Here is a 15630-nt window from a genome sequence, read left to right as displayed (position 1 = left end):
TTATAGCACAAAAGTGCTAACACTCTTCCAACAATTTTTTTGCTTCCACATACATAGCAATTCCGGCGGCCACCTTTTTCGCTTCTTTCATAGCGAGGACGACAGTGGCCGGCTGATGTACCACGTCGCCGCCGGCAAATACGCCGCGCCTTGTGGTCATGCCATAAGGACGTTCACGGGTTATAACATAGCCCTTGTCATTGACCTCAATGCCGGTGGTGGTGGAAACAATCCGGGCGGCAGGACGTTGTCCAATAGCTACGATCACTTTGTTGGCCGGTAGAATTTCTATCCTTCCCGTACCTTGCAACCCGTTATCCGTTCGTTCCTGTACTTCGCATTCCAGGCCGTTAACCATCCCGCTGCCAAGAAAAGAAAGGGGGGACAACAGCCATTGGAATTGAACTCCCTCTTGTTTGGCGTCTTCATATTCGGACTTTAAGGCGGTCATTTCGTTTTCTGTCTGGCGATAGACCACGGTTACCGATGCTGCGCCCAACCGCAGTGCGGTTCGTGCGGCATCCAGCGCCACGTTGCCCGCACCGATGACCAGTACGGTATCACCGGGATGAATGGGAATTTCCTGCCGGCTGAGCTTTTCGGCATTGGCTAAGGTTACCATACTTAGAAAGTAAGTGGCGGCCATGACTCCGGCCAGGTTTTTTCCAGGCAAGTTAAGCATGCGCGGAAGTGCTGTTCCTGTCCCCATAAAGATGGCATCAAAGCCCTGAGCGAACAATTCGTCAACAGTAATATCCTTGCCTACCAGAATATTGGTCTTAAAAGTTACACCCAAGCGTTTAATTTTTTTTACTTCACGCCGGATTACTTCCTTACTTAGTCTAAATTCCGGTATGCCATACAATAAAACACCGCCAGGTTCAGACTGGGCTTCGAATACGGTTACCCCGATGCCCAGTTTGGCCAAATCACCGGCAACGGTCAACCCGGCCGGACCGGAACCAATAACGGCGACCTGTCCCAGTTTTTCTACCGAAGGAGGTATAAAGGTGATATCCATTTCCGCATCAAAGTCGGCAATGAACCGTTCCAGTTTTCCAATACGAATGCCAGCCTGGCGTTTTTTTAAAATACAGGAGGCTTCGCATTGTTTTTCATGGGCGCATACCCGGCCGCAGACTGCCGGCAGATTGCTACGCCGGGCAATGATATCGCTGGCTTCACCGATATTGCCCTTAGCCAGGGCCTGAATGAATTGTGGGATTTCGTTGTTAATCGGACAGCCGGTGCGGCAGAGTGGGTTTTTGCAATTTAAACAGCGTTTAGCCTCCGCTATGGCTTCCCGCGTGCTAAAGCCTTCATCGATTTCATGGAAAGAGAGCTCCTTTCCATCAAAGTTACTTTTTTTATCAATACGCACAGTATCATCCTTTCCGGCAGGTAAATCCTCAGTATACAATATTCATTATACTGCTTGTTGCCATGGAACAGGAAGTATTAAATAATAATAATTTTTTCATTTTGTATGTTTTTTCTATCAGAAAAGTGTTTGTTGGACAAAAGTAGTGTACAATAAATAAGTAGTATTGGAGTTATTCTGTACTTGGGGAGGACTTTTCGTTGGAAGAATTTTTCGCAATGCTTATTGACTATATCAGTGCGTGGGGGTATACGGCCATTTTGATCGGTATGGCCATGGAAAGTGCCTGTCTGCCGGTACCCAGCGAAATTATTTTCGGCTTTGCCGGTTATTTGGTTTATCTCGGCCGCCTTGATTTTACTATGGCTGCAGCCGCAGGTATCGCCGGTGGTCTAACCGGTTCGGTTATGGCTTATGCCATAGGCTATTATGGTGGTCGGCCTTTTGTTGATAAATATGGTAAATATGTATTTTTATCCGGACGGCATGTTGTGGCGGCACAACGCTGGTTTGACCGCTATGGAATAAAAGCCACTTTCTATAGCCGCTTGCTGCCGGTTGTCCGCACGTTTATTTCCCTGCCTGCCGGTTTTGCCAGAGTAAATTTTTTTCAATTTGTTATCTATACGCTACTGGGGTCAGTCCCCTGGACCATTCTGCTTATCTATGCCGGTATGATGCTGGGGGAACAATGGCAAATACTTCATGCGGTCGGTCACCGGTTAAGCTTAGGGGTTGTGCTGATTATGGCAGTGCTGGTTTTGTATTATGTCAGAAAAAGGCACAAACATCTGAAGGAAGGAGAATAAAACGCTTTTACGGCAGGTGCTGTAAAGAGCTTTTTTCCGCTTTGATCGCAAGTGTCGAAAATGAGATAAGACGTTGCGGGCTGTTACCCTGCAACGTCTTATCAACTATTGGTTTTTCACTGTCATATGTTCGTAGGCTTCGTTGATACGGCTAAAAACAGACCGACACCCCGGCCGATTACCAGATCGCCTATTTGCCCAATCGGCACGAGACCAGTAGCTGCCGAGATAAAGGCTTCGTCAGCCTGCAGGTAAAAATCCGGCGTACAATATTCCTCACGGATGGGAATGCCTAACTGCCCGGCCAGTTGCAGTACGATATTTCGGGTAATGCCGGGTGAGAGTGATACCCAGCAATTAACAGCTTTTTTCCAACCGTTCCAGATGCTCCTGACGAAGAAAATGCTTCTTATTGATCACCATCCAGGTATCATAAACTCCGTCACCAAACTGGTAACCCCGGTCTTCTAGACAGATGACTGGCTGATTCTGATCTACGATCCGGCCATCATAAAAATATACCGGTTTCATTCACAACATCCTCCAATCGATAACTATTATGCTAGGTGGTATTGCGCTGTCGACGCTACTGTATTTAATTCCAAATGACCCGGATTGGTTCCTGCTGCCGGCAAAATCATTTTTGCCCGAATTCGGGCAGGATATAAAGTTAGGCGGAGAGAATACATAGCTATGCTATGGTTCGCAGTTAAACTATCCGGCTCGTCAGGGCTGGATTATTGCGGTCTATGGCGTGGTAGTACAGAGAGAACAGCAACGGTTGGAGGGCAGTTCATGAATATTGCTTTTTTCTTGATTCCTAAACATGAAGTTGTCTACTTAGCTGTGAATGGCACTATGCGGCAGGCATTGGAAAAAATGGAATTCCACCGTTATACCGCCGTTCCGCTTATTGATGAACAGGGGAAATATGCCGGAACCCTTACGGAGGGGGATCTATTATGGCAAATGAAAAATACCGGCCTGACTTTTGCCAATACGGCAAAAATCAGAATCAAGGACATTCCACGGCGTATGATTAACACTCCGGTACGCGTTAATGCCGAGATGGAAGATTTATTTTCGTTGGCCATTGTGCAGAATTTTGTTCCGGTGGTCGATGACAGCGATATTTTTATTGGAATCATCCGGCGCAGGGAGATTATCGAGTATTATGCCAAGCGATTTTGCGTTAATAAGTAATCATTTTAAAAGTCCTGTATCTTGTTTGAGAAGATACAGGACTTTTACCTAAGTTTATAATAAGGCTAAAAGGGATTCCGGTTTTTCCAGCTTGTACGTAGCTGCAGCTACAGGATTTTTATTGCCCCACATGGCCAGGCCAAAATCAATACCGGCCTGCTGGGCACACTGCTGATCATAAGGTGTATCGCCAATATAAATTGCATTTTGGGGAGTTTCACCGGATACTTCCAGGAACTTGAGGATTGGTTCCGGATGTGGTTTATGTTTTTTGGTATCATTGGCACAGATAATATAGGATAAATATTTCGTTAAACCAAAAGGAACAAAATCATTTTCAAATTCCTCCCTGGTTTTGGAGGTGACTACCCCTGTCTGTATATGCTTTTGTTCAAGGAGTTTCAAAAGTTCGGTGATACCGCTGAATATCCTGACGGTATGGTAGAAATCCCGCATATAGGTGTTCCAGCCTAATAAGGCCTGGGCGGTATTCTGTATACCTAATTTTGCTAATGTTACTTCACCCGGAAGTCCAAAGGAGAATTTTAATTCATCAAGTTCGTAATGCCTGCCGTAATCTTTCAGTAATTTTTGCAGAGAACATAAAATTGCCTGTTCGGTATCGATCAATGTGCCATCTACATCAAAAATGATTGTTTTATACATTAGTAACCACCTTTTTGCTTAATTTATCGGGTAACTCTGTCCCAATTGGCATTGATAATACTGGCGATAAGTTTTTTGGCCTCGATACCGGGATGCAACCCGTCGATGGAATACGAGAGAGGCAATTCGCCGTTTGTGTCGGTAAGATAAGGTGCTATATCTATATAATAAGGCTGCCGGCGGATAAAGTTATTGACCCGGGCGTACTCTTGCTGCCAGTTGGCGACGGTTTGTGCCTGAACAGTGCGCTGCATGGCATTAGGGTTAATGGGCGGTATGGTCAGGAAAATGGGGCGTATGCCGGCTGCCAATGCCTGTTCGGAAATGCTGGTTAGATCCTGAATCACCTCGTCGGCGGGAGTACCGGAGCGCAGGCTGTTTGTTCCGGCCAGAATAATCAGATACCGGGGATGATACGGAAGAACGTCCTGGCTGAAACGTTCGGCTATTTGCCGGGATGTATCGCCGCTTTTTCCCAGATTGACTGTCGGAAAGGCAAGGTAGGTCTGATAGTCATATTCCCAGTCCGCCGGGTGATGTGAAATATCACCGCCGCCATGGGTGATGCTGTCTCCCAGAGTGGCGGCATAGTTTCCTCTTTGCAAATCAACAACAAATTCAGCGGTATCGGAAAAGAAACCGGCCGGTTCATCTGTTGGCTTTATGCCTCTTACCCGCCAGTAATATTTTCCCGGGGTAATGCGCGGCTCATCATCGTAACAATCAAAACCTGTCACCCGCTTGCTCCAGATCCGGTGAGCGGACGGAGTTGCGCCGTTGGGGTTTTCCGGCGGTTGCCTTAGCAATTCCACTTCATATTCCGTTACTCCGGCAACTGGAATCCAGGCATAGACGGGATACAGCGGTGCGGGCATTCCCCTGTAATTCAGGTCGGCCGTAAGCAAAGGCTTAATTTGCTGTTGCTTGCGGGCAGAAATAAACATTTCCTGCGCATCGGAGAATACACCGAGAGGATTCCCATCGAAATCAAGTGCACGGACCCGCCAGTATATCCGGTTTTTGAAATAGGTCAACAAATCACAGTGATAACCGGGGGCATATATGTTTCGCGTTGCCATAATCTGATAGCGGGAATAATCCAGGCCGTTAGGATTTTCGGGCAGACGGCTTAACAGTTCAATTTCATAGGAAACGGCTCCGGGGACGGCTGTCCAGGTCAGCATGGGCCTTTTGCCGGCCGGATTTTGAGCAGGATAAAGGGAGGTGGGAACTGGTTTTCGTTTATTCAGATCATCAGACAGCTTTGCCGGTTGTGGGGCAATTTTTTCTGCGGCTGCCTGTGCCTGGCGTTGCTGAGGCCAGGAAAAGCCGGATATGTTCGTTGTATACGGGAAAATGGTGTAAGTAAGTGCTGCCACCACTACGATAAGTGTACGCTTTATCATTTCTTCAGCTCCTGTTATAGTTAAATCCACTATTCTAAAAAGTACCATAAATAACAGGAAGATGCAATCAGGGACGGTTCTTTTGCTGCTGGATAATTGCAGGTACAAGCGGGAATGAAAAGAGGCTTGACAAACTAGTAAATATTTTGTACAGTTAAACTATCACAAATGATATTTATTTGTCACAAATGTGAAATAGGAGGTTGTGAAAATGAAGGCAGCTGTATACTATGGTCCGAAAGACATTCGTATTGAAGAGCGGGAGATACCCCAAATCGGTGCAGGGGATGTGTTGGTGCGGGTGCAGTATTGTGCCATCTGCGGCACGGATGTCCGGATCTACAATTATGGGCAGGCTAATGTGGTTCCACCGAGAATTACCGGACACGAACTGACCGGCATTATTGAAAAAGTCGGCAGCCAGGTAAAAAACTATCAAACCGGTGATAAAATTGTGCTCGTACCCATCATGCCTTGCGGTACCTGTGAATTTTGTCTAAAAGGGAAAAGTAACCTGTGTGATCATGTTTCTACTTTTGGGTACACTTTAGACGGCGGTTTTGCAGAATATATCAAAATCCCTGAAAATGCGGTGAAACGGGGGAATGTTATTAAACTTACCGATGATGCCGATCTGTTGGGCACCAGTATTACGGAACCGTTATCCTGTGTCATCAATGGCCAGGAATACCTGGATATCGGTCTGGGCGACACGGTTTTGGTTATCGGTGCCGGAACGATTGGCGCCATGCATGTGTCGCTGGCCAAAGCCCGGGGAGCAGCCAAAGTCATTTTAGCGGATATTGAGCAGGCCAGACTGGAGTTATCCGGAAAATGTGGCGCCGACTATTTGGTTAACTCCAAGACCAGCGACCTGATTGCCGAAGTGATGCGCATAACGGAAGGCAAGGGGGTGGATATTGCCATCACCGCCTGCTCGGTACCTGTTGCACAGGAACAGGCTCTGCAGCTTGTCAGAAAAGCCGGTAAGGTCAGCTTTTTTGCCGGGTTGCCCAAGGGAAATTCCGTCAATGCATTGGATATGAATATTGTTCATTATAAAGAAATTTCGGTTTTTGGCGCTTATGGATCAACCATAGCGCAAAATATGAAGGCCTATCAGTTGCTTTCCAATAAGATTATTGATGCCGGCAAAATCATTACTCATGTTTTACCGTTGGAACAACTGACGGATGGTTTTGAAATGGTTAAAAAGGGTCAAGGCTTAAAAATAGCGATCAAGCTATAAAGGAGTGTTTGTTGATGTTGGTAAATACCAGTCAAATGCTGAAAATGGCTAAGAAATATAACTATGGCATCGCCCAGCCCAACGCCTGGGATTCGCATAGCCTGCGTGCCATTATCCGTGCCAGTCAGGAAAGTAACTGCCCGGTGATCATCGGATTGGCCGAGGTTCATTTTGGTTATTTAAGCCCCGAGGAAATGGCCCATATGGTCTCGTTTTATGCACAAAAGACGGATATCCCGATTGCCTTGCATTTAGATCATGGCAGCAGCTATGGGGCCCTTGTCCGGGCCATCCGGGCAGGTTTTACCTCGGTAATGATTGATGCATCGCAATTACCGTTTGCGGAGAACATAAAAACTGCCGCTGAAATTGTCAAAATGGCCCATGCCGTGGATGTGACGGTGGAAGCGGAGCTTGGCCATGTTGGTGCCGGTCTGGATTATGAGAATATTAATGCCAAGGCCAAAGATCTCTTTACCAACCCGGAGCAGGCTCAGGAATTTGTTGAAAAAACCGGCATTGACAGTTTGGCAGTTGCGATCGGTACGGCTCACGGTGAATATAAGGGAGAGCCGCATCTGGATATGGAACGGCTGGTGGAAATTGCCAGGACCGTTAAAGTGCCTTTGGTTCTCCACGGCGGATCGGGGACGGGTGATGAGCGGTTGGAACAGGCCATTCGTGCGGGTATCAGCAAAGTCAATATTTTTACTGATTTAACCAAAGCGGCTGCGGCTGAAGTCAACTACGCCACACCTATTACCAATTATCCTGACGCCGGTTTGCTGGGAGAACAGGCGATCATGGAATGTCTGCAGCATTATTTCAGGGTGTTTGGTTGTGTAAACCGGGCAGGAGATGTCAGCTATGAGCAGAAATTTATTATGAATAGTGATTTTGACGCCAGTGGGTCGGCCTGACCATATAAGGAGACAGACAACATGGATGAATGGGAAAAAGAACGCCTTTCCGTAAAAATTGCCAGTATGTACTATATACAAAACCTTACGCAGGATGAAATTTCGAAAAAGCTGGGGATTCACCGGACTACGATCAGCCGTTTAATTAAATCGGCCCGCCAGGAGGGAATTATTACCATCAGTATCCGCGAGGATTTAAATAAGTACTATGAACTGGAGAGCAGGCTGGAAAGTGTGTTTGGATTGAAAGAAGCATATGTTGTGTCTTCGCAGCGGGTGAAAGAAGGCGGTTCGGAAAAACAGGCATTGGGAAAAGTATGCGCCGATTTATTGACACAAATCGTACAAGACGGTGATGTTGTCGGACTGAGCTGGGGAAGCTCGCTTAAAGAAGTGGCCAATGCCCTGAAGCCGTCACACCAGCAAAAAACTTTGCAGGCCGATATTGTGGCCATCTGTGGCGGGCCAGGCAATGTTGAAAGTGAAAACCACGTAAATTCCATCGTTGGTAAGGTCAGTCAGGCATTGAAGGCCAGGCCGAATTATTTCTATGCCCCGATCATTACTTCAAAAAAAGAAACCAAAGAAGCTATCTTGCAGGACGATAACTGCATTGCAGTCACCAATCTCTGGAAAAAGGTACGGATTGCGGTAGTAGGAATCGGGTCTTTTCCTGAACATAGTTCTATTTTGCCTTCCGGTTATATAACACCGCAGGAAATTGAAATGTTGCGGCAGTTGAAGGTTGTCGGCGATATATGTTCCCGGTTTTACACTATAGACGGCAGTCCGATTCATATTGAGCTGACAGAAAGGACTATCAGCATAGATATGGAATATTTAAAGCACATGGATTATTCCATCGCTGTTGCCGGTGCACCGCAGAAGGTGCCGGCTATCTTAGGGGCGTTAAAAGGCAAGTTTGTCAATGTTTTGATTACTACTGAAGAAACGGCGCAAAGTCTGCTGGATGTTGCTGAGAAATCAAAATAAGGATGGGATGAAGAATGAGGTTTGCTGTGGATGAGCAGGTTTTTGCAAAACTGGAGCAGGTGTGCTTTGGTGTTGTGGTAGCCAGGGGTATTAATAATACTAGGCGCTCTCCGGAGATTGACCGGCTGCTTTTACAAAGCATCCAAATGGTCCAAAACCGTTTTCAGAATGAAAAGGTAAAAACGGCAGCGGAAATTCTTCCTTACCGGCAGGCTTTTAGCCTATTGAGAATCAATCCGAATAAATATATGAGTTCAATTGAAGCCATGGCCTCGCGCCTCGAAAAGAAAAAAGAATTTCCCCATATTAATCCGGTGGTAGACTTGGGCAATGCAATCTCGCTTAAGTATTTAGTACCTATTGGCGCACATGATCTTAGCAGCACTCAAGGCGATATCCAGGTGAGGTTTTCCAGGAACGGAGATATTTTCATTCCTTTTGGGGCGGCGGAGCAGGAGGTTTTGGATGCCGGGGAATTAATCTATTCTGCCGGAAATCTGGTAAAGACCAGAAGATGGATTTGGCGACAGAGTGAGCAGGGTAAGATTACTGCGGACAGCAGTAAGGTGTTTTTTCCCATTGATGGTTTTATTGCGGAAAATGATGACCGGGTTTTACAGGCCAGGGATGAATTGGCAAAGCTGCTTGCCCGTCTGTTTTCCTGTGAGGTGCAAGTGGGTTGGGTGGATAAAAAGAATCCGGTAATGGATTTGTAGCGGGAAAAGAATACGAAAACTACTTGTCATTCAGAATATTATGTGTTATATTTGATGCATAATATCGTAGACTGGCGTGTTACGGTAACGGCATTAGCCAGTAGGAGTAGCTTAGGAGTATTTCTAAGTTGTACTCTTACTGGCTATTCCCTTTTACAACAGGAGGGATGGCATTTGGCCATAATACAGGGCCCATTTTCTGTTCAGCGCATTTTAAGCAATAATGCGGTGATTGCCAATACGGTCAGCGGGCAGGATGTTATTCTGTTAGGCAAGGGAATGGGATTTGGACGTAAAACCGGCGATATGCTGACGAGTCCAAAATATGAGAAGATATATGTTGTTCCGGAAGGCGTAGCGGAACAACAGGCCTTAAACTTGGTTGAGCAAGTAGATCAGGCGGTTATCCAGGTCACGGAAGAAATTATTGAACTGGCTAAAAGACAATTGGGACAGGCGTTGCATCCCCGTATTTATGTGGCGTTGACCGATCATATTAACTTTACTTTGATCCGGCTTGCCCAGGGAATGGAGATCAAGAATCCTTTTATTTCTGAAATTGAGGCCATGTACCCGGATGAATTTCAGATAGCACAGCAGGGGGCTAAACTGATTGCAGAAAAGCTGCAGGTGACTGTTCCGCGTGAGGAGATCGGCTTTATTGCACTGCATTTGCATGCAGCCAGGCATAACCGGTCTGTGGGGGAAAGCTTAAAATACTCTAAAATCATTAATAAGGTAGTCCGGATTATTGAAGCCGAAGTTGGACCGTTGCAGGAACAAAGCAGCATTAATTATACGAGGCTGCTTACCCATTTGCAAAGCTGTATTCATCGGCTGGTCACGTTGACTACGATTGAGAATCCTTTTATGGAACAATTAAAAAAAGATTTTGCCGAGTCGTATGAATTAGCCCGGCAAATTGGTGATATAATTGGCAAAGAATTAAAAATGAAAGTACCTGACGCGGAAATCGGATACCTAACTATCCATCTCGAGCGCATTCGCAGCAAAAATAGTTGATATCCTGTGATAATTAGATATGGAACGTGTTACTGGTAAAGCAGGCATGAGTTGTTAGTGAGGACGTAAGTTCTCATAATGGCTCATGCTTTTTTTATTCTATTTTTAAGGAGGTGATTGGAGTATTTATTGGCGATAATTGACCAAATTATAAAATAGAGAAGATAAGAGAGGAGATTTACAATGTTCAAAAAATCATTCGGTATTTTGCAACAAGTTGGTAAGGCACTTATGCTTCCCGTCGCCTTGTTGCCGGCAGCCGGTTTATTATTGGCGTTTGGCAATGCTTTGCAAAATCCAGCCATGTTAAATTTGCTGCCTGTTTTAGATAATCAGGTGATCCATGCACTGGCTAAAGTTATGGAGCAGGCTGGGAATATTATTTTCGGCAATCTTTCCCTGTTGTTTGCTGTCGGTGTTGCCGTTGGCTTATCAGGCGGGGAAGGGGTTGCCGGTCTGGCAGCTATAGTTGGTTTTTTAATTATGAATGTGACGATGGGGCTGGTCAGTGGTGTTACTGCGGATATGGTTACCGGCAATCCGGCATACAGTAATGTATTAGGAATACCCACTTTACAGACCGGGGTATTCGGCGGTATCATCGTAGGTATTCTGGCAGCTCAGGCATACAAACGGTTTTATAATATTGAACTGCCGTCCTATCTTGGCTTTTTTGCCGGGAAACGGTTTGTCCCCATTGTGACGGCAGCGGCAGCGGTCATCTTAGGTATTGTTATGACCTTTATTTGGCCGCCGATTCAATTGGGATTGACCTTGTTTTCGCGAAACATGATCGATACGAATAAGACACTGGCCGCTTTTATCTTCGGAGTTATTGAACGTGCTTTGATTCCTTTTGGCCTTCATCATATTTTCTACAATCCGTTTTGGTATCAGTTTGGTGAGTACGTAAGTAAGAGCGGGCAAATTGTCAATGGTGACCAAAGTATTTTCTTTGCCCAACTCAAAGATGGCGTGGCTTTTACGGCCGGAACATTTATGACCGGGAAGTTTCCTTTCATGATGTTTGGTTTGCCGGCAGCGGCTCTGGCTATTTATCACGAAGCGAAACCGGAACAAAAAGCTGTTGTCGCCGGTATTATGGCCTCGGCGGCACTGACTTCCTTCTTAACCGGTATTACCGAACCTATTGAATTTTCCTTCCTGTTTGTCGCCCCGGTCTTGTTTGGTATTCACACTATTTTTGCCGGTTTATCCTTTATGTTGATGCATATTCTGAATGTAAAAATCGGTATGACATTTTCCGGCGGGGTAATTGACTACTTGCTGTTTGGCGTTATTCCCAACCGTACGGACTGGTGGCTGGTGATTCCCGTGGGGCTAGTTTTTTCCGTTGTTTACTATTTTGGGTTCCGGTTTGCCATCCGTACCTGGAATCTAAAGACCCCTGGGCGGGAAGATGAAACAGAAACAGAGGAAGTGCCCAATATGGGCTCTTCCGGTTTGGCAGTTGATATTCTGGAAGCGCTGGGAGGGAAAGGTAATCTTGCCCATCTGGATGCTTGCATTACCCGGTTACGTGTCAGTGTTAATGAGATAGAAAAAGTAAATAAAGATAGACTGAAAAGTTTGGGTGCGTCAGGTGTCATGGTGGTAGGTGATAACCTGCAAATTATCTTCGGACCAAAATCAGATATGATTAAGACACAAATACAGGATATTATCGCGGGTAAAAATCCGGTGCAGAGCTTGACAGCCCAGAATGCTATAAGCAAAGTGGAAATGGCAGCCACGGATAAAAAAACGCTTACACGTTTTGTTGCTCCGCTTGACGGAAAAGTTATACGTTTGTCACAAGTCCCCGACCAGGTGTTTTCGCAAAAAATCGTTGGCGACGGTTTTGCCATTGAGCCGAGCCATGGTGAGGTAGTTTCTCCTGTAGATGGGACTATAACCAGCGTGCCGGAAAGCAAACATGCTGTGGGAATAACTGCCGACAGCGGATTGGAACTCATTGTTCATATTGGTATTGATACCGTTAATCTTCAGGGAAGCGGATTTATTTCTCTGGTTACACCGGGAGATCATGTTACTGCCGGCCAGTGCATCCTGAGGGCTGATCTGGAAAGTATCAAGCCTAAAGTCCCATCCCTTATTTCTCCGGTTGTATTTACCAATCTGTCCGGTGAAACCGTTGTAGTCAAGGAAGAAAAACAGGTAAAACGTGGAGAAGAAATGGACATCAGAATACAGTAATATGCCATAGGCAGTATAATGTAGTGAAAAGGCATCAGAATGTAGTATTCTGGTGCTTTTTCTACTGTTTTTCCAATAGGATTGTTTTGCAGAGGACATAATGAAAACAGCGAACACGGATAAAGCAATAAAAGAAGACACAATTTTTTATGTGTTATTGCCATGGAGGGGATTTTTACAGTGAAAAATGCATTCCGGTATTTCCAGCAGATTGGTCAATCACTGATGCTGCCTGTATCTGTTCTGCCGGCAGCCGGACTTTTATTTCGGTTTGGAGAAAAGGATTTACTGGATATGCCGGCACTAAGAGAAGCGGGCATGGCAGTATTTACAAATTTGCCACTCATTTTTGCCGTGGGAGTAGCTATCGGTCTTTCCGGCGGGAAATCGGTTGCCGCCTTGGCAGCCGTGGTTGGACATCTGATTTTTCTGGCGGTATTACAGTCCATCAATCCGGAGATGAATATGGGTGTTTTTTCCGGTATTACCATGGGAATTGTGGCTGCCGTTGCTTATCGCCAGTATCATGAAATAAAACTGCCCCAGGTATTGGGTTTCTTTTCCGGGAAACGTTTTGTACCAATAGTGACATCAATAGCCGGGGTTTTTATTGCTTTTCTGCTGCAGCTGATCTGGCCGGTATTTCAGAATGCAATTGATACAGTCGGTCATCTGGCTGTGAATTCCAGTTTCGGTCCGGCCTTCTTTGCTGCCGGTAAACGTCTTTTGATTCCTATCGGGCTTCATCATGTATATTATCCGGCTTTTTTGTATGAATTCGGCCATTTTACGACCATAGACGGAACGGTTATCCGTGGCGATTTCAACCGTTATTATGCCGGAGATCCGGCGGCCGGAATGTTTATGGCCAGTGAATTCCCCATCATGATGTTTGGTTTGCCGGCAGCGGCTTTTGCTATTTTTTATAATGCACTTCCGGAACGCCGCAAAGCAGTTGGCGGATTAATGGCCAGTGCCGCACTGACCTCGTTTTTGACTGGAATTACTGAACCGGTGGAATTTACTTTTATTTTTCTGGCACCGGCATTATTCATTTTCCATGTGTTGATGGCCGGAATTTCCGGCCTTATTACCAGCTGGCTTGATATTCATCTGGGATTTACGTTTTCCGCATCATTTATTGACTATGTATTATCTTATCATTATGGTCATCACCAGCTATGGCTATGGCCGGTCGGACTGGGTATCGGGATATTGTATTTTGCCGTTTTCCATTTTGCGATAAACTATTTTCAATTAAAAACACCCGGACGGGAGGAGGCGTTCCTGTCCGAACAGGCAGTTCCACATAGCCGGCTGGCAGATAAGGTGCTGGAGGCCCTGGGCGGAGCAGGTAACATCGAAGCTCTGGACGCCTGTGTTTCGCGGCTGAGGGTCTCGGTACGGAAGCGGGAACTGGTAAAAAAACGGGAATTATCTTACTTGGGAGCCGTTGGCATTATGGAAATGGGTGATAATTTCCAACTTGTTTTTGGAACGCAGTCCGATCTACTGAAAGAAGAAATCGCCGACTTGCTCGGCAATGTAATTGCCGGCAGAGAGGAGCATATAGCGCAAGATGCTCCTCCGGTTGAGCAATATATCCGTATTAAAGCTCCGGTCAGCGGCAGGATTTTCCGGGAAAGCGAGTGTCCGGCCGCAAATGGTAATCATGTCGCAATTGCAACCGGAGACCGTTATTGTCTGGCGCCCGTTGTTGGCAGGATTACGGAAAGTGATTCCGAAAACCGGTTCCTGACCATGATGATTAATGATTCTTACCGGATTAAAATCCGGGTTGACAAGGCCAAGGGAAAGCCGATGATGGTAGCTGATAAAGGACAAGTGGTTTGTCCGGGAGAACCGTTAATGAGTCTGCCGCATCCGGAAACGGGCGAATTGATCATCATAGATCTTGTTGTCATTGGAAACGGTGAGATCGAAATAACTCCGGCGGAAGAAGTAACGGCAGGGGAAGATGTAATTATACAAATAGCGGAGAAGTAGTGTCTGGCAGTAAACAAGCTGAATTTTGTAAAGGCTATACAAAAATTCAGCTTGTTTTGTCACGGATAGCTTAGGTTTCGGCCAGAATCATTCCTGTTTGGGAAATATCATAACCTCCCATACCGGAAATTTCATTATGAAAGTTCTTGGAACCTAGTATAGTAAGCAGTGCATGGAACTGGGGCTTGGCGGCATCTTCCCTGCGAATGACCAAATCGTAACGTTCTTTTTTTAGCGGAATAAAGTCAACAGCATTGACCTGCAATGCTGCTTTTTCAATTCCCAGTCCTACGTCGGCTTCACCTCTGGCAACGCAGCTGGCAACAGCTAAATGACTCATTTCTTCGTGGGCATATCCCTGAATGCTACTGTGATCTATTTTTAGTAAACGAAGTTGTTCGTCCAGCAAAACCCGGGCACCGGCCCCACGTTCACGATTGACGAAACGAACCTGGGGCTGGCTTAAATCCTGCCAGGTTTGAATATTTTTGGGGTTGCCCTTTGCTACATAAAGCCCCTCCATACGATGTGTTAAGTTGACAATCAGTGTCCGGTGACCGGGTAGAAGGTGACGTACGTACGGCAAATTGTAAGTATCCGTATCGCTGTCCCATAAATGTGCGGTAACGGCGTTGGCCGTTCCCCGGTACAAGGAGATAAGACCGTCCATGCTGCCAATATACTTGCGGAGAAACTGAATGTAGGGCATTTCTTTTTCCAGATGTTTGGTCAAAATATCCAGCAGCGGGTCCTGACCGCAAAGGATAAGACCGTCATGAGAGGCAAAAGGGGGCTGCTCGGTAGAGAGAGGAATAGTCGTTCCGGCCGGAGAAAGACCTTTAGATTTATTGATATAGATCTCCAGATCCGGAGCTTCGACCCGCATCTTTCTGCCGATACGGTAAGCTGTTAGGTCACCACGTTTAATCATTTCATATACGGTAAAGCGTGAAATTTTTAAAATCTTGGCTACTTCTTCCGGTGTATATACGGTTGTTTCCGGCATGACATTCCACTCCGTTCCGTTGTAGAAATTTTAT

15 protein-coding genes are annotated in these 15630 nt (G+C 46.0%); 9 read left to right on the top strand and 6 right to left on the bottom strand.

What is annotated here, in order from left to right; translation table 11 throughout:
• Positions 1–16: 16 nt before the first annotated feature.
• The gene (locus P22_RS05155; RefSeq protein ID WP_054259322.1) at positions 17–1381 is read right to left on the bottom strand and encodes an NAD(P)-dependent oxidoreductase; all 1365 of its coding nucleotides are present in this window, start codon (positions 1379–1381) and stop codon (positions 17–19) included.
• A 200-nt stretch (positions 1382–1581) separates the two neighbouring features.
• On the opposite strand from P22_RS05155, the gene P22_RS05150 reads away from it, so the two are divergent.
• The gene (locus tag P22_RS05150; protein WP_054259158.1) at positions 1582–2190 is read left to right on the top strand and encodes a DedA family protein; all 609 of its coding nucleotides are present in this window, start codon (positions 1582–1584) and stop codon (positions 2188–2190) included.
• Between the two features lie 122 nt (positions 2191–2312).
• Here P22_RS05150 and P22_RS21530 read toward each other — a convergent pair whose 3' ends face one another.
• Both P22_RS21530 and P22_RS20980 read right to left on the bottom strand, forming a co-directional pair.
• Positions 2313–2522: a hypothetical protein gene (locus P22_RS21530; RefSeq protein WP_373432667.1), complete on the bottom strand. Its 210-nt coding sequence runs from the start codon at positions 2520–2522 to the stop codon at positions 2313–2315.
• 25 nt (positions 2523–2547) lie between these two features.
• Positions 2548–2721 carry a hypothetical protein gene (locus P22_RS20980; RefSeq protein ID WP_216598026.1) on the bottom strand — a complete coding sequence of 58 codons (174 nt, stop codon included), beginning with the start codon at positions 2719–2721 and terminating at the stop codon, positions 2548–2550.
• Between the two features lie 264 nt (positions 2722–2985).
• Here P22_RS20980 and P22_RS05145 point away from each other — a divergent pair, with 264 nt between their 5' ends.
• Positions 2986–3393, top strand: a complete 408-nt coding sequence (locus P22_RS05145) for a CBS domain-containing protein (RefSeq protein WP_054259157.1) — start codon at positions 2986–2988, stop codon at positions 3391–3393.
• 54 nt (positions 3394–3447) lie between these two features.
• Here P22_RS05145 and P22_RS05140 read toward each other — a convergent pair whose 3' ends face one another.
• Both P22_RS05140 and P22_RS05135 read right to left on the bottom strand, forming a co-directional pair.
• Positions 3448–4059 (bottom strand): HAD family hydrolase, encoded by a 612-nt coding sequence (locus P22_RS05140; RefSeq protein ID WP_054259156.1) that lies wholly within the window; start codon positions 4057–4059, stop codon positions 3448–3450.
• Positions 4060–4082: 23 nt separating this feature from the next.
• The gene (locus tag P22_RS05135) at positions 4083–5465 is read right to left on the bottom strand and encodes an SGNH/GDSL hydrolase family protein (RefSeq protein ID WP_054259155.1); all 1383 of its coding nucleotides are present in this window, start codon (positions 5463–5465) and stop codon (positions 4083–4085) included.
• Positions 5466–5676: 211 nt separating this feature from the next.
• Here P22_RS05135 and P22_RS05130 point away from each other — a divergent pair, with 211 nt between their 5' ends.
• The 7 genes from P22_RS05130 to P22_RS05100 all read left to right on the top strand — a co-directional run bounded on the left by P22_RS05130 (position 5677) and on the right by P22_RS05100 (position 14590).
• A complete protein-coding gene (locus tag P22_RS05130; protein WP_054259154.1) occupies positions 5677–6714 on the top strand; it encodes a zinc-dependent dehydrogenase in 1038 nt (345 codons plus the stop codon).
• Positions 6715–6728: 14 nt separating this feature from the next.
• On the top strand, positions 6729–7634 hold the full coding sequence (locus P22_RS05125) for a class II fructose-bisphosphate aldolase (protein ID WP_054259153.1): 906 nt from the start codon (positions 6729–6731) through the stop codon (positions 7632–7634).
• A 21-nt stretch (positions 7635–7655) separates the two neighbouring features.
• On the top strand, positions 7656–8627 hold the full coding sequence (locus tag P22_RS05120; protein ID WP_054259152.1) for a sugar-binding transcriptional regulator: 972 nt from the start codon (positions 7656–7658) through the stop codon (positions 8625–8627).
• Positions 8628–8641: 14 nt separating this feature from the next.
• The gene (locus P22_RS05115) at positions 8642–9343 is read left to right on the top strand and encodes a B3/B4 domain-containing protein (protein WP_054259151.1); all 702 of its coding nucleotides are present in this window, start codon (positions 8642–8644) and stop codon (positions 9341–9343) included.
• A gap of 174 nt (positions 9344–9517) precedes the next feature.
• The gene (locus P22_RS05110) at positions 9518–10366 is read left to right on the top strand and encodes a PRD domain-containing protein (RefSeq protein WP_054259150.1); all 849 of its coding nucleotides are present in this window, start codon (positions 9518–9520) and stop codon (positions 10364–10366) included.
• Between the two features lie 183 nt (positions 10367–10549).
• Entirely contained in the window at positions 10550–12583 is a 2034-nt protein-coding gene (ptsG, locus tag P22_RS05105; RefSeq protein WP_054259149.1) for a glucose-specific PTS transporter subunit IIBC, read from the top strand.
• A gap of 180 nt (positions 12584–12763) precedes the next feature.
• Complete coding sequence (locus tag P22_RS05100; protein ID WP_054259148.1) at positions 12764–14590, top strand: PTS transporter subunit EIIC; 1827 nt, start codon at positions 12764–12766, stop codon at positions 14588–14590.
• A gap of 70 nt (positions 14591–14660) precedes the next feature.
• On the opposite strand, the gene P22_RS05095 is transcribed toward P22_RS05100, so the two are convergent.
• The gene (locus tag P22_RS05095) at positions 14661–15596 is read right to left on the bottom strand and encodes a helix-turn-helix transcriptional regulator (RefSeq protein ID WP_054259147.1); all 936 of its coding nucleotides are present in this window, start codon (positions 15594–15596) and stop codon (positions 14661–14663) included.
• Positions 15597–15630 lie beyond the last annotated feature (34 nt).

This window comes from Propionispora sp. 2/2-37, from assembly GCF_001298735.1.
Lineage (GTDB): Bacteria > Bacillota > Negativicutes > Propionisporales > Propionisporaceae > Propionispora.
This window is presented reverse-complemented; position numbering and strand designations above follow the sequence as displayed.

Coding starts and splice junctions, on each gene's coding strand:
- P22_RS20980 (WP_216598026.1), bottom strand. CDS start 2,721: ATGAAACCGGTATATTTTTATGATGGCCGGATCGTAGATCAGAATCAG.
- P22_RS05145 (WP_054259157.1), top strand. CDS start 2,986: ATGAATATTGCTTTTTTCTTGATTCCTAAACATGAAGTTGTCTACTTA.
- P22_RS05140 (WP_054259156.1), bottom strand. CDS start 4,059: ATGTATAAAACAATCATTTTTGATGTAGATGGCACATTGATCGATACC.
- P22_RS05135 (WP_054259155.1), bottom strand. CDS start 5,465: ATGATAAAGCGTACACTTATCGTAGTGGTGGCAGCACTTACTTACACC.
- P22_RS05130 (WP_054259154.1), top strand. CDS start 5,677: ATGAAGGCAGCTGTATACTATGGTCCGAAAGACATTCGTATTGAAGAG.
- P22_RS05125 (WP_054259153.1), top strand. CDS start 6,729: ATGTTGGTAAATACCAGTCAAATGCTGAAAATGGCTAAGAAATATAAC.
- P22_RS05120 (WP_054259152.1), top strand. CDS start 7,656: ATGGATGAATGGGAAAAAGAACGCCTTTCCGTAAAAATTGCCAGTATG.
- P22_RS05115 (WP_054259151.1), top strand. CDS start 8,642: ATGAGGTTTGCTGTGGATGAGCAGGTTTTTGCAAAACTGGAGCAGGTG.
- ptsG (WP_054259149.1), top strand. CDS start 10,550: ATGTTCAAAAAATCATTCGGTATTTTGCAACAAGTTGGTAAGGCACTT.
- P22_RS05095 (WP_054259147.1), bottom strand. CDS start 15,596: ATGCCGGAAACAACCGTATATACACCGGAAGAAGTAGCCAAGATTTTA.